This is a genomic window from Enterobacter sp. BNK-34, assembly GCF_048684445.1.
GTDB classification, from domain to species: Bacteria; Pseudomonadota; Gammaproteobacteria; order Enterobacterales; family Enterobacteriaceae; genus Enterobacter; species Enterobacter pseudoroggenkampii.
Map to the genome: position 1 here is coordinate 2723617 of NZ_JBLQUA010000001.1, position 12182 is coordinate 2735798.

The window sequence follows — 12182 nt, forward strand, 5'->3', positions numbered from 1 at the left end:
CTCTTCATCCCGGCGAAATCAGGTAAGCTTACGTCATAAGAAATGAATGAAGGCTTACTCATGAAGCAGATCCTGCTGGTGGAAGACGACCACGATATCGCGGCGCTTCTGCAACTCAATTTAGAAGACGAAGGCTACGCCATCACCCACGAGCCCGACGGGGGCAACGCCCTGCAGCGTCTTGAAAAACAGCCGTGGGATGCGGTGATCCTCGACCTGATGCTGCCCAACGTGGACGGTCTGGAGATTTGCCGCCGCATCCGTCAGATGACGCGCTACCTGCCGGTGATCATCATCAGCGCCCGCAGCAGCGAAACCGACCGCATCACCGGGCTGGAAACCGGCGCCGACGACTATCTGGCTAAGCCGTTCTCCGTGCAGGAGCTGATTGCGCGCATCAAAGCGCTGTTCCGTCGCCAGCAGGCGATGGGGCAGGCGCAAACCGACGGACACATTCAGGCGCACGGACTGACCATCGATCCGCTGGCGCGCAGCGTGCTGCTTCACGGCCAGGTGGTGGACCTCACCCCGCGCGAGTTCGAGCTGCTGTACTTTTTTGCCCGTCATCCCGGCGAGGTGTTTTCGCGTCTGGCGCTGCTGGAGCAGGTCTGGGGCTACCAGCACGAGGGCTACGAACACACCGTTAACACCCATATCAACCGCCTGCGCATCAAGATTGAGAAGGACGCCGCCGAGCCGGAGATCATTCGCACCGTCTGGGGCAAGGGCTATAAATTTGCGGAGCCGCAATGATGCGTCGCTTTAGCCTGAGCCAGCGCCTGACGCTGCTCTTCATCCTGCTGATGATGCTCTGCGCCGCCGTCGCCTGCGCGGTACAGCTCTACAGCAGCATGCAGTACGGTAACGCGATGGTGCAGCGTTTGTCGGGTGGGCTGGCTCAGCAGATCGTCCAGCGCGAACCGATTCTGGACGCGCAGGGCCGGGTCGACCGCAGCGCGCTGAAACCGCTGTTTGGCCGGCTGATGACCTTTAATCCGAGCGTTGAGCTCTACGTTATCTCTCCTGACGGCGATATCCTCGCCGATGCCGCACCGCCGGGCCATATTCAGCGGCAAAAAATCGACCTGGCGCCGGTGCAGAGCTTCCTGAGCGGCACCGCCATGCCGGTACTGGGCGACGATCCGCGCAGTCAAAATCAAAAAGTCTTCAGCGCCACGCCGCTACGGCAGGACGGCGAGCTAAAAGGCTATCTGTACATTATCTTGCAGGGCGAGGAGTCAAACGCTCTGGCGGAAATGGCCTGGCACAAGGCGCTGTGGAGTACCGTCCTGTGGTCACTGCTGTGGGTCGCGCTGTTTGGGCTGCTGGCAGGGCTGCTGGTCTGGTACTGGGTTACGCGTCCGGTCAAACAGCTGACGGTGGAAGTGGCCGGGCTGGAGCAGGACAGCATAAGCGCAATCAGGCTGCTGGCGGCACAGACGCCGGACGCGGTGGCAAAAGATGAAGTGGCAATCCTGCGCAACAGCTTTATCGAGCTGGCGCGCAAAATCACCCGCCAGTGGGACCAGCTGGCCGACAGCGATCGCCAGCGCCGGGAGTTTATCGCCAACATCTCGCACGATCTCCGCACGCCGCTCACCTCGCTGCTGGGCTATCTGGAAACCCTTTCGCTAAAATCCGCCACGCTGACGCCGCAGGAGCACCAGCAGTATCTCGCCACCGCACTGCGTCAGGGGCAAAAAGTCCGTCATCTTTCGCAGCAGCTGTTTGAGCTGGCGCGCCTTGAGCACGGCGGCATTAAACCCCAGCGCGAACGGTTCGCGATGGGAGAGCTGATTTCCGACGTGGCGCAGAAGTTTGAGCTCACCGCCCGCACGCGAGAGGTCAATCTGCATATTGACGTGCCGGGGCCGCTGCCGCTGATAAACGCCGATGTGTCGATGATCGAACGCGTGGTTACCAACCTGCTCGATAACGCGATGCGCCATACGCCAGCTGGCGGGGAAATTCGTCTGGCGGTCTGGCAGGAGAATGAACGGCTGCAGGTCGAAGTGGCTGACAACGGAACGGGCGTGGATGCCTCGCTGCGCGACGATCTGTTCCAGCGGCCATCGGCGCTCAATACCCAGGCGTCGAGAGAGAATCGCGGCGGGTTGGGGCTATTAATCGTGAAACGGATGCTGGAGCTGCACGGCGGCGGGATCAGGCTGATGGAGTCGGTGAGCGGGGCGCGGTTCAGGTTCTTTGTGCCGCTTTGAGAAATTGCCGGGTGGCGGCTTCGCCTTACCCGGCCTACAGACTACCACCCCCGTAGGCCAGGTCACCCGGCAAAAAAGGTTACTGCGGGAACCACTGCTCGCTGATTTTCTGGTACGTACCGTCCGCTTTAATCGCTTTCAGCGCGCCGTTCAGTTTTTCCAGCAGGGCTTTGTTATCCGGACGTACCGCGATGCCGAGGCCCGTACCGAAGTACTGTGGATCGGTCACTTTTTCCGTTGCGGTGCCCAGCTGCGGATTGGTTTTCAGCCACTCGTTCACCACGGCGGTATCGCCGAAGACGCCGTCGATACGGCCATTTTTCAGGTCGATAATCGCGTTCTGGTAGCTGTCATAGGCCACGGTTTTCACTTCCGGATGTTTGTCCTGCAGGTATTTCTGGTGCGTGGTGCCGTTTTCCATCCCGATGCGTTTGCCTTTCAGCTGATCGAAAGAGGTATAAGCGCCTTTCTTTGCAATCACCAGCGCCGAGTTGGCGTAGTACGGGTCGGTGAACGCGACCTGCTTGCTGCGCTCAGGCGTGATGTCCATCCCGGAGATCACCGCATCGTATTTTTTGAACTTCAGCGACGGGATCAGGCTGTCGAAGGCATGGTTGGTAAAGGTGCAGTCGGCCTGCATCTGTTTGCACAGCGCTTTCGCCAGATCGATATCGAAACCGACGATCTGGTTGCTGGCATCCAGCGACTCAAACGGCGGATAGGTGGCGGAGACGCCGAAATTGATTTTATCCGCAGCGGATGCGCCAGCGGCGAAGGTGGCGAGTAATGCGGCCAGAACTAACTTTTTCATTGTAATGCTCCCGTCTGTCTTATTGATGCGCCGTGTCTGCGGCCTGGATGTACAATGCCAGTTAATGAATTTATATGCAATAAAAATGATTAAGTATTATTTTTATCGCAAAAAAAAGCGGATAACCCATCAGGTTACCCGCTTTATGAATACCGTTTTATGCATTCGCGTGGTTAATTTCTGCGCTCAAACGCTAACGCTTTACGCTCGATCAGGCGCATCATCAGCGTCAGCAGACCGTTCACCACCAGGTACACCACGCCCGCCGCGCCGAACACCATTACGTCATAGGTGCGTCCATACAGCAGCTGTCCGTGACCCATTACTTCCATCAGGGTGATGGTGTAGGCCAGCGAGGTACTTTTGAACACCAGCACCACTTCGTTGGAATAGGAGGAGAGGGCGCGCTTAAAGGCGTACGGCAGCAGGATTGCCAGCGTGTCTTTCTTGCTCATGCCCAGCGCCCCGCAGGACTGCCACTGGCCTTCCGGGATGGCGCGGATCGCCCCGTAGAACAGCTGGGTGGTATAGGCCGCGCTGTTCAGCGAAAGGGCAATCAGGGCACATAGCCACGGCTCAGAGAGCAGATGCCAGATAACCGGATACTCCTGCAGCGACGGGAACTGGCCCGGGCCGTAGTAAATCAGGAAGATCTGCACCAGCAGCGGCGTACCGGTAAACAGGGTGATGTAACCGCGCACAATCCACACCAGCACCGGCGTTTTCAGCGTCAGGATGATGGTGAAGATAAGGGCCAGGATCAGCGCCACGATAATGGACGCCACGGTCAGCGTCAGGCTGGTGTGCAGCCCTTTCATCAACTCGGGGAAATATTCAAGCATCAGCCTGGTCTCCGTTCAAAGCGCGTCGCTCGCAGGTCAATACGCTTGAGGATGTACTGACTGAGCAACGTGATCACCAGGTAGATCGCCGCCGCCACAATGTACCAGGTAAACGGCTCCTGGGTACGGGTGGCGATGCTTTTGGTTTGCAGCATCAAATCGTTAACGCTGATCAGGCTCACCAGCGCGGTATCTTTCAGCAGCACCAGCCACTGGTTGCCGAGCCCCGGCAGGGCATGACGCCACATCTGCGGCATCACCAGACGGAAAAAGATGGCGGATTTCGACAACCCTAACGCCTGACCCGACTCCCATTGTCCCTGCGGCACGGCTTTCAGCGCACCGCGCAGGGTTTGCGAGGCGTACGCGGAGTAGAGCAGGGAGAGGGCAATCACGCCGCACAGGAAAGGGCTGACGTCGAAGTTATCAATCTGCATCTGCACCGGGATCTGCGCAAAACCGAGATTGAGGGTGAAGCCGTCCGACAGCGTAAGCAGCAGCTGCGAAGAGCCGAAATAGATAAACAGGACCACCAGAATTTCCGGTAGCCCACGCAGCACGGTGACCAGCGCGGAGCCTGTCCAGGCGACGGGGAACCATTTCGCGGATTCCCACACCGCAAAGAACATCGCCAGCAAGAGGCCGATAATCAGTGCGCAAACGGCAAGGCCGACGGTCATCCCGGCGGCGCTTGCTAAAGGAAAAATTTCATTCATCAGGAATTACTTCTGGAACCATTTTTTGTAGATGGTTTCGTAGGTGCCGTCTTTCTTCACTTTTTCCAGCGCAGCGTTGAATTTCTGCTGCAGCTCAGTGTTGCCCTGACGAACGGCAATCCCCAGACCGGTACCGAAGTAATCCTTATCGGTCACTTTGTCGCCCACTGGCGCCAGCTTGTCGTTGGCTTTCAGCCACTCGGTCACCACCGCGGTATCACCGAAAACGCCGTCGATACGGCCATTTTGCAGATCCAGCTTCGCGTTCTGGTAGCTGTCATACGGAACGGTGGTGATTTCAGGATGCTTATCCGTAATGAATTTCTGGTGCGTGGTGCCGTTCTGCACGCCGACTTTCTTGCCTTTCAGCTGATCGACAGAGGTGAATTTACCTTTCTGACCAATGAACAGGGCGGAGTTGTCGTAGTAAGGGGTGGTGAACAGCACCTGCTTTTCACGCTCAGGGGTGATGTCCATACCGGCCATCACGGCGTCGATACGGCGGAACTTCAGGCTTGGGATCAGGCTGTCGAACGCCTGGTTGCTGAAGGTACAGGTCGCATCGATCTCTTTACACAGGGCGTTAGCCAGGTCCACGTCGAAGCCCACAATTTTGTTGTTCGCGTCAATGGACTCAAACGGAGGGTAAGAGGCTTCCGTGGCAAAACGAATGGTCTGGGCTGCGGTAGCGGAAAGGGTAACGCCAGCAAGCAGCACGGCAAGTAATACTTTTTTCATTATATTTCCCCTGACACAATCAATGAGATAAATAGTTTTTGAAGGCATCGGTTTGCGGGTTCGCGAAGCAGCTCGCATCACCTTGCTCAACGATATAGCCGTTTTCCATGTAGACCACACGGCTGGCGGTTTTACGCGCCACTTCCACTTCGTGGGTGACGATGACCTGCGTAATGTTGGTTTCCGCCAGCTCGCGAATGATGCTCACGATCTGGGCGGTGATTTCCGGATCCAGCGCCGCGGTGGGTTCATCAAACAGCAGCACCGCGGGCTCCATCATCAGCGCACGGGCAATGGCCACACGCTGCTGCTGACCACCAGAAAGATGCAGCGGATAGCGGTCGCTGTAGGGCTTAAGACGCAGGCGGTCCAGCAGCTTTTCGGCGCGCGCGATCGCCTGATCCTTGCTTAACCCCAGCACGCGGCACGGGGCTTCAATCAGGTTTTGCAGGACGGTCAGGTGCGGCCAGAGATTGTATTGCTGGAAGACCATGCCGACGTTTTGACGCAGCTCACGAATCGCTTTATCAGACGGCGTCTTCGCGAAATCAAAATGGTTACCGGCAATCGCCAGCGTACCTGAACGGGGCATTTCAAGCAGATTAAGGACACGCAGAAGGGAGCTTTTGCCTGCACCGCTTGGGCCAAGCAAAACCAGCGTTTCGCCTTCCGGGCAGTTCAGCGTGATGTCAAACAGCGCCTGGTGTGCGCCGTAGAAGCAGTTAATGCCGTTTAGTTTAATACTCATCGGGGCAGTCTTTACTCATCCAGGCAATCTATAGCAATTGAGGCCGCAGATAGTACCGTTGACAGAATAGTTATGCAATATTTCTGCGTTAAAAGTTAAATATAACCCGTATTTCCTCTTAAACATAGCACAAAATAGCGAACGGCAAGGTCGGCGAGTATAAATGTCGGCATTCCGCATGAAATGCCGCACATTTTACGGGGGTTACCAGGGGATATCGGCGGATTTAGCGATTCTCAATCGACTGGCGAAGCGTGCCTGCCGGGGCATGAACGCTGCCGCCCACGTAGCGTACGTCGTCCACTGCCCAGCATTGACCTTCACGGATCATCAGAACTTCATCCTGCCAGGTTTGGGTTCCCTGCGTCAGCTTCACGCGCAGCGGAATATTACGGGCGTCCGTATTCGGGATGGTTGACGCGCTCGCCACTTCGGCGCTGTCCGGCAGGGTGGTGCGGCTGGAGAACGGATCGGATTTCAGCAGGGCGTTATGCTGTGGATCGCGGGTGGCGTCGTTAAGCAGTTTTGCCAGGCCATCGCTCAGATACGGGCGCAGCCCGGTGAGGTCGTTGCTGCGGTGCTGAATGCGATAATCATAGAACTGCTGCGCCACGGTGTCCGGGCCGCCCTCTATGCAGGGGCCGCTGCGGGTACCGATATCCTTAAAGGCTGGCGTGACCGTGGTGGTACAGGCGCTGAGCACCAGCGCGCAGGGCACTAAAAGTGTTAAAGCAGAATAGCGCATGTTGATTTCCTTATTTATTAACTATCCTTTCAATCATAGCGTAACGAACCGATAATGCTGTGCCTAAGGCATTGAACGCTAAAGAAGGAGAGAAACCATGCAGTTTTCAACAACGCCAACCCTGGAAGGGCAGACAATAACCGAGTACTGCGGCGTGGTCACCGGCGAAGCGATTCTCGGCGCCAATATCTTCCGTGACTTTTTTGCCGGTATCCGCGATATCGTGGGTGGCCGCTCGGGTGCATACGAAAAAGAGCTGCGCAAAGCGCGCGAAATCGCCTTTAAAGAGCTTGGCGAGCAGGCGGAAGCCCTCGGCGCGGATGCGGTCGTCGGGATTGATATCGACTACGAAACGGTCGGGAAAGATGCCAGCATGCTGATGGTGAGCGTAAGCGGTACGGCGGTGAAAACCCTCCGATGAGGCGTTCGTTTGCCACAATCCTGCTGGCGCTGCTGTTGGCAGGGTGTGCCGCGGAAAAGGGAATCATCGATAAAGGTGCCTACGAGCTGGATACGCGTCATCAGGCTCAGGCGGCTTACCCGCGCATCAAGGTGCTGGTTATCCACTACACCGCGGATGATTTTGACAGCTCGCTGGCCACACTGACGGATAAGAATGTCAGCTCTCACTATTTGATCCCGGCTAAACCCCCGGCACCGGACGGTAAGCCGCGCATCTGGCAACTGGTGCCCGAGAGCGAACTGGCCTGGCATGCGGGCATTAGCTTCTGGCGCGGCACAAACCGCATCAATGATACGTCTGTCGGCATTGAGCTGGAGAACCGCGGCTGGCAAAAAACGTCGGGCGTTAAGCGCTTTACCCCGTTTGAGCCTGCGCAAATTGCGGCGCTGGTGCCGCTCGCCAAAGATATTATTACCCGCTACAACATCAAACCTGAAAACGTGGTGGCCCATTCGGACATCGCGCCGCAGCGCAAAGACGATCCTGGCCCGCTGTTCCCGTGGCGACAGCTTGCTCAGCAGGGCATTGGCGCATGGCCCGATCCGGCGCGCGTCGCGTTCTATATTAACGGGCGTCCGCGCTATCAGCAGGTGGCGACCGGGGCATTACTCGATCTCCTCGCGCGGTATGGCTATGAGGTGCCGGTTGACAGCACCCCTGCGCAGCAAAAGCGCATCATCACGGCGTTCCAGATGCATTTCCGGCCTGACCTGTGGAACGGTATTGCGGACGTCGAAACGATGGCCATTGCCGAAGCGCTTCTGGAGAAGTACGGGCAGGGGTAATCCTTCGGACTACCCCGAATGCCTTAACGCATTCTGATTTTCTTCAGATTAATCTTAAGTACAAACTCAATTCATTTTTAGTTAATTGACTTAAAATTATCCGGATTTAAGATAGACACATAGCTTGCTAATTAATATAGCAAATAAATATATCGCATTTATTCTTTATTTCTCTCATTGAGAATTTCACAGGAACATATTCAGGGCTTAAGGCTTTTTTGCCCTATGCCTGCATTTTTAAATTTCACATCTTAAATCGGGTATAACAATGTTAAGCATCTATGCAAAAAAATTACGTCCGCAATATGAAATGGAAGCCATTATTTCTGCTACATCAGGTTTTGAAGAGAAGATCTTAAAGAAATGGCAGAAACTCTCCACGTCCGATTCACAATATATTCATATTATCGTCAGCGGTGAAGTTGAATTCCGACGCGAATCCGACGAACTGTGTATGTTCACGGTAACGGGCCAGTGCATTTTTGGCCTCTCGTCGATGTACTATAACGCAACCCATATGTACGGCCTCATTCGCGCTAACGCTGTGGTGCGCTCAATCAAAAAAGAGGTCTTCGCGCAGCTGATGACCGATAACAATTTATGGCCTGAACTCACCAAAGTGCTGGCCTGGTACATCTGCATGCTGAGCAAACGTGACGATGTGCTGGTTGCCCGCAGCGCTTATTCTGTAGTGCGCGAGTTTTTATACGAGATTAATGAGCTGATTGTTCATCATCAGCGTGATATCAATATTTACGATTATATTCAGGAATATACCAATCTGGCGCGCAGTACCATCATTAAAATCCTCTCCGACCTCAAAAAAGGTCAATATATTGTGGTGGAAAAAGGTCGACTCCTTAATCTGAACACATTGCCTGAAAAATACTAACTATTCCAGCCGATCTCCTTTTTCACTCAAAGGAGATCGGGATCCCACGTTATGTTGCACTCTCGTCTGCGAATTATCCTGCGTTTCATCCACCGGCGGCGCGGGAATTTTGCCTTGCGAATAATCTTGCTCCTGTTCTTTTAACGCCTGCTTAAACAACTCGGTTAAAGAAGCATCCTCACTGCCTGTACTGGCGGGCGTGACATCATGCGCTTCGGTGCCGGGTAACGTATCCCGCGACGTATCGTGCGGTTCCGCGCCGTCGGGCGCTTGCTGCCAGTCGGCATCGTCGCTGTTAATCGGCAGATCCTGCATGGCAGGGATGTCTGCCTGCACCGGTGCGGGTTTCGGATGTAGATGCGGGAACGGCTTGCTCACATACACGTAGTGCATATCAGAAAGCTGCGTTTCAGGTTTCGCTACGCTCGCTTTTGTTACCGGTTCCGGCGCAGGATGACGCAGATTCCAGTAAGTATGCGCGTACACGCCCGCCGTCAACATGACGCACAGACCCAACATCCCTAAAAAGGCGTTGCCGACGATTTTTCTCAGGCTGGGGAGGCGATACGAAAACCAGACCGCCTCCCCGGTAGCGTAGCTGCGCTGGGCCGCAAGAGAGATGGTAGACATCAGGCTTTCTTCTCCTGCATTTTAGGGGTGGTCTGGATCAGCACGCTCGGCGTGGAATGAGTTTCACGCATTAACTGCATCAATGTATCTTCCCCTGGAATGCCATCCACATGCAGATGCATTTTTTGCTGGAACTCGCGGGTGCGTTTCATCATCTCCGCCGTCCAGGTCCGTGAATGGGTTTCCGGCTGGTTAAGGGCTACGCTCAGCTGCTGGTCAAGCCAACCCATGTCCTTCGCATCGCTGGCGGCGCTAATGACGTCTTTACCTTCCGGCGTCAGGCGGTGCAATTGGGTAAAGTTGCCGGTGGCATGCTGGTTAAACCAGCTGCGGCTTACCTGCCAGGTACGGTTGTTCATCAGCAGGTCGAGTGAGTTATCCCCGACGCGGGCGACCACGGCATAATTGAGGTGGTTGCCGGTTTTCAGTTCACTTACCCACGGATACCCTTCCTGCGCCAGCGCGTCCGGTGAGGCGTTACCCTGCCTGCACATCAGGTTCACCTTCGCGGCGTTTTGACACAGGGCATCGTCCGCTGAGGCGTCATATCCCCACATCAGATAGAGCTGATGCATGGCATCCGGCTGATTGACCATTTCATTGTCGATAAACGGCACCACCGGGGCCTGAACATGTGGCGTCTGCTGTTTCCAGCTAGCAGGCACCGGGAGCTGAACCGGAAGTTTTGCATCGATCGAGGAGGTTAAATACCAGCCGCAGGCGGCAAACAGCACGGATGCGAATAAACCGACGGTAGCCAGGCGCTTACCGTGTTTTTTCGCAGGCAGCGTCTCGCCGGAGGCCAGACGTAAATGACGCGGGCTGACCTGATCCGCACGCTCGGTCCAGGCGGCGAGCATCGACAGGTGGGCCAGCTCGTTCAGCTTGCTGATATTCCCTCTGGTCAGCGCATGCATCTTGCGCACGCGCGCCGGGGTTAACGGTGAGCTCTCGCATCCGTGCTCTTCACACTGCGCCTCAACGTAGCGGAGAGATTCCCGGCAGGTAAGAGGACGCAGGCTGTGACGGGTATGCGCATATTCACGCAGCTCAGGCTGCTGCATCAGGACGGCTTCCCGATCCGCTGCGCCCATCAGCACGATGGAGAGGCAAAACCCCAGCTCCTGGGCGCGCGTCAGTAGCATAGCCAGCACCTCCTGACAGGTGTCCTTCATGGCTTCGGTGTGGCTAATCACCAGCACTTTCGTCCTGGTTTTTTCCCCTTGCCACTGGTGCAGGATGGTATCCACCGCCTGAAGCCGGTTTTTGCTCTCTTTCGTTCCCGGGTTGAGTTTATACAGCAGGCTACTGGCACTCAGTTTTGGAAACGCGTTGATGGCAAAAACGTCAGGATTAGCGGATTTCAGGGCGTCGCTGAACTGGCCCAGCAGCGGGGCATCGTCAGCAAAGAGCCCAATAATCCCCGCCTGTTGGGTTTTCTCTTTCAGCAGGTTGAACACATCCTGATGATAAGGCACCAGAAAATCCCCGGATAACCCGGTTATTTTCCGAAAGGGCGGGTTTTTAAAATTAAAGTGGCTCTGATACATAACGACTTACCGTCTCTGATTAGGAATAGCAACAGGACGAGAAAGTAAAGCAACGCTATAGGGTGGTCAATTTGCGCACAGGGTAAAAATATCCTGCCGGTGAGGCCTAACATCTGGATTTTATGCGGTCAATATTTTTCTGTATGAAAGTTAGCGGCAAAGTGAGTGGTCGTTTTTACAGCGGGAAATTACGCTTTGCTCACATATTGGCGCAGCGCGACGCTGCTTATTTTCGCTTTGCTAAAGGCCAGATGAAAAATGAGGTTCTCATTTCTGTCACGGTGGATAACGCCTTGCATTATGTTTGTGCTGTTAATTTTTTGCGGCCAGCAAGGGTATCTGACGTTTAAAGATTATAAAAAAGTTACGAATAAGTTGGCTAACGCTGATGCGCAGCCGCTGAAAACGCGTCGTGATAAAAAAACATTCACCCTTTTCACGGCGGCCGTGCGTCAGGACAACCTGCCAGCCGCCGCGAAAGCCCCGCTGGCAGCGGAGATCGAAGGTATTGTGCGCAGCGATGACGCCTGGCTTTCTTTCGCCGTGATCAAAACGCCGGGTGGTCAGAAGAGCTACCGTGAAGGCGAGCCGCTGACCGGTTTTAACGATGCCTATATTCAGGAAATTAACAAAGACAATGTGGTGGTTAATTACGAAGGTGCTACGCAGGTACTGGCATTAAATAAACCTGATTATTTTAAGGGCGGCGTTGACAGCGGCCCGGTAAGCAAATCGACGAAAGATGCAGGCGCGGAAAGTGTGCATCTGAATGATTATCTGGTGTTAAAACCGTTAATCGAAAAAGGCCAGCTGGAAGGCTACAACATTAATCCAAGGAATGCCTCTTCCTTCTACAGCCATTCAGGGCTGGAAAAAGGTGATGTGGCGGTAAAAGTGAATTCTGTCGATATGACCGATGAAGCAAAGGCAAAAAGTATTATTGCCAACTGGTCGAAAATGAAAGAGGCGGAGGTCGTCGTCAGACGTCACGCTCACCTTGAAAATATTCGGGTTAATGTTCTAAACAATTAACAAGTGTACAG

Annotated in this window: 14 protein-coding genes; 6 read left to right on the forward strand and 8 right to left on the reverse strand. The window is 54.9% G+C overall.

What is annotated here, in order from left to right:
* The first annotated feature begins 60 nt into the window (after positions 1-60).
* Positions 61-753: a response regulator transcription factor gene (locus ACMGG5_RS13285; RefSeq protein WP_048990930.1), complete on the forward strand. Its 693-nt coding sequence runs from the start codon at positions 61-63 to the stop codon at positions 751-753.
* Positions 750-2219, forward strand: a complete 1470-nt coding sequence (locus ACMGG5_RS13290) for a sensor histidine kinase (protein ID WP_420277968.1) — start codon at positions 750-752, stop codon at positions 2217-2219. The genes ACMGG5_RS13285 and ACMGG5_RS13290 overlap by 4 nt, the downstream gene beginning before the upstream one ends.
* Positions 2220-2298: 79 nt before the next feature.
* On the opposite strand, the gene artJ is transcribed toward ACMGG5_RS13290, so the two are convergent.
* From artJ to ACMGG5_RS13320, 6 genes are all read right to left on the reverse strand, one after another.
* Positions 2299-3030, reverse strand: coding sequence for an arginine ABC transporter substrate-binding protein ArtJ (gene artJ, locus ACMGG5_RS13295; protein WP_217479971.1), 732 nt, complete (start codon positions 3028-3030; stop codon positions 2299-2301).
* 173 nt (positions 3031-3203) lie between these two features.
* On the reverse strand, positions 3204-3872 hold the full coding sequence (artM, locus tag ACMGG5_RS13300; protein WP_023310940.1) for an arginine ABC transporter permease ArtM: 669 nt from the start codon (positions 3870-3872) through the stop codon (positions 3204-3206).
* Positions 3872-4588 carry an arginine ABC transporter permease ArtQ gene (gene artQ / locus ACMGG5_RS13305; protein WP_420277969.1) on the reverse strand — a complete coding sequence of 239 codons (717 nt, stop codon included), beginning with the start codon at positions 4586-4588 and terminating at the stop codon, positions 3872-3874. Before artQ ends, artM begins: the two co-directional genes overlap by 1 nt.
* A 6-nt stretch (positions 4589-4594) precedes the next feature.
* Positions 4595-5326 carry an arginine ABC transporter substrate-binding protein ArtI gene (artI, locus tag ACMGG5_RS13310; protein WP_048990934.1) on the reverse strand — a complete coding sequence of 244 codons (732 nt, stop codon included), beginning with the start codon at positions 5324-5326 and terminating at the stop codon, positions 4595-4597.
* 19 nt (positions 5327-5345) lie between these two features.
* Entirely contained in the window at positions 5346-6074 is a 729-nt protein-coding gene (artP, locus tag ACMGG5_RS13315) for an arginine ABC transporter ATP-binding protein ArtP (RefSeq protein WP_023310942.1), read from the reverse strand.
* Positions 6075-6300: 226 nt separating this feature from the next.
* Positions 6301-6819 (reverse strand): lipoprotein, encoded by a 519-nt coding sequence (locus ACMGG5_RS13320; protein WP_023335076.1) that lies wholly within the window; start codon positions 6817-6819, stop codon positions 6301-6303.
* Positions 6820-6916: 97 nt separating this feature from the next.
* On the opposite strand from ACMGG5_RS13320, the gene ACMGG5_RS13325 reads away from it, so the two are divergent.
* The 3 genes from ACMGG5_RS13325 (at position 6917) to ACMGG5_RS13335 (ending at position 8959) form a co-directional block, all read left to right on the forward strand.
* The gene (locus ACMGG5_RS13325; RefSeq protein WP_023310944.1) at positions 6917-7240 is read left to right on the forward strand and encodes a heavy metal-binding domain-containing protein; all 324 of its coding nucleotides are present in this window, start codon (positions 6917-6919) and stop codon (positions 7238-7240) included.
* The gene (locus ACMGG5_RS13330) at positions 7237-8067 is read left to right on the forward strand and encodes an N-acetylmuramoyl-L-alanine amidase (protein WP_048990936.1); all 831 of its coding nucleotides are present in this window, start codon (positions 7237-7239) and stop codon (positions 8065-8067) included. Before ACMGG5_RS13325 ends, ACMGG5_RS13330 begins: the two co-directional genes overlap by 4 nt.
* A 268-nt stretch (positions 8068-8335) precedes the next feature.
* A complete protein-coding gene (locus ACMGG5_RS13335) occupies positions 8336-8959 on the forward strand; it encodes a helix-turn-helix domain-containing protein (RefSeq protein ID WP_061715669.1) in 624 nt (207 codons plus the stop codon).
* Here ACMGG5_RS13335 and ACMGG5_RS13340 read toward each other — a convergent pair whose 3' ends face one another.
* Both ACMGG5_RS13340 and ACMGG5_RS13345 read right to left on the reverse strand, forming a co-directional pair.
* Complete coding sequence (locus ACMGG5_RS13340) at positions 8960-9589, reverse strand: hypothetical protein (RefSeq protein WP_420277970.1); 630 nt, start codon at positions 9587-9589, stop codon at positions 8960-8962.
* On the reverse strand, positions 9589-11139 hold the full coding sequence (locus ACMGG5_RS13345) for a peptidoglycan-binding protein (protein ID WP_420277971.1): 1551 nt from the start codon (positions 11137-11139) through the stop codon (positions 9589-9591). The genes ACMGG5_RS13340 and ACMGG5_RS13345 overlap by 1 nt, the downstream gene beginning before the upstream one ends.
* A gap of 300 nt (positions 11140-11439) precedes the next feature.
* On the opposite strand from ACMGG5_RS13345, the gene gspC reads away from it, so the two are divergent.
* On the forward strand, positions 11440-12171 hold the full coding sequence (gene gspC, locus ACMGG5_RS13350; protein WP_090417576.1) for a type II secretion system protein GspC: 732 nt from the start codon (positions 11440-11442) through the stop codon (positions 12169-12171).
* Positions 12172-12182: the final 11 nt, after the last annotated feature.

What these genes read in the sequence shown, in the direction of transcription:
- ACMGG5_RS13285 (WP_048990930.1), top strand. Translation starts at nt 61, where the DNA reads ATGAAGCAGATCCTGCTGGTGGAAGACGACCACGATATCGCGGCGCTT.
- ACMGG5_RS13290 (WP_420277968.1), top strand. Translation starts at nt 750, where the DNA reads ATGATGCGTCGCTTTAGCCTGAGCCAGCGCCTGACGCTGCTCTTCATC.
- artJ (WP_217479971.1), bottom strand. Translation starts at nt 3,030, where the DNA reads ATGAAAAAGTTAGTTCTGGCCGCATTACTCGCCACCTTCGCCGCTGGC.
- artM (WP_023310940.1), bottom strand. Translation starts at nt 3,872, where the DNA reads ATGCTTGAATATTTCCCCGAGTTGATGAAAGGGCTGCACACCAGCCTG.
- artQ (WP_420277969.1), bottom strand. Translation starts at nt 4,588, where the DNA reads ATGAATGAAATTTTTCCTTTAGCAAGCGCCGCCGGGATGACCGTCGGC.
- artI (WP_048990934.1), bottom strand. Translation starts at nt 5,326, where the DNA reads ATGAAAAAAGTATTACTTGCCGTGCTGCTTGCTGGCGTTACCCTTTCC.
- artP (WP_023310942.1), bottom strand. Translation starts at nt 6,074, where the DNA reads ATGAGTATTAAACTAAACGGCATTAACTGCTTCTACGGCGCACACCAG.
- ACMGG5_RS13320 (WP_023335076.1), bottom strand. Translation starts at nt 6,819, where the DNA reads ATGCGCTATTCTGCTTTAACACTTTTAGTGCCCTGCGCGCTGGTGCTC.
- ACMGG5_RS13325 (WP_023310944.1), top strand. Translation starts at nt 6,917, where the DNA reads ATGCAGTTTTCAACAACGCCAACCCTGGAAGGGCAGACAATAACCGAG.
- ACMGG5_RS13330 (WP_048990936.1), top strand. Translation starts at nt 7,237, where the DNA reads ATGAGGCGTTCGTTTGCCACAATCCTGCTGGCGCTGCTGTTGGCAGGG.
- ACMGG5_RS13335 (WP_061715669.1), top strand. Translation starts at nt 8,336, where the DNA reads ATGTTAAGCATCTATGCAAAAAAATTACGTCCGCAATATGAAATGGAA.
- ACMGG5_RS13340 (WP_420277970.1), bottom strand. Translation starts at nt 9,589, where the DNA reads ATGTCTACCATCTCTCTTGCGGCCCAGCGCAGCTACGCTACCGGGGAG.
- ACMGG5_RS13345 (WP_420277971.1), bottom strand. Translation starts at nt 11,139, where the DNA reads ATGTATCAGAGCCACTTTAATTTTAAAAACCCGCCCTTTCGGAAAATA.
- gspC (WP_090417576.1), top strand. Translation starts at nt 11,440, where the DNA reads ATGTTTGTGCTGTTAATTTTTTGCGGCCAGCAAGGGTATCTGACGTTT.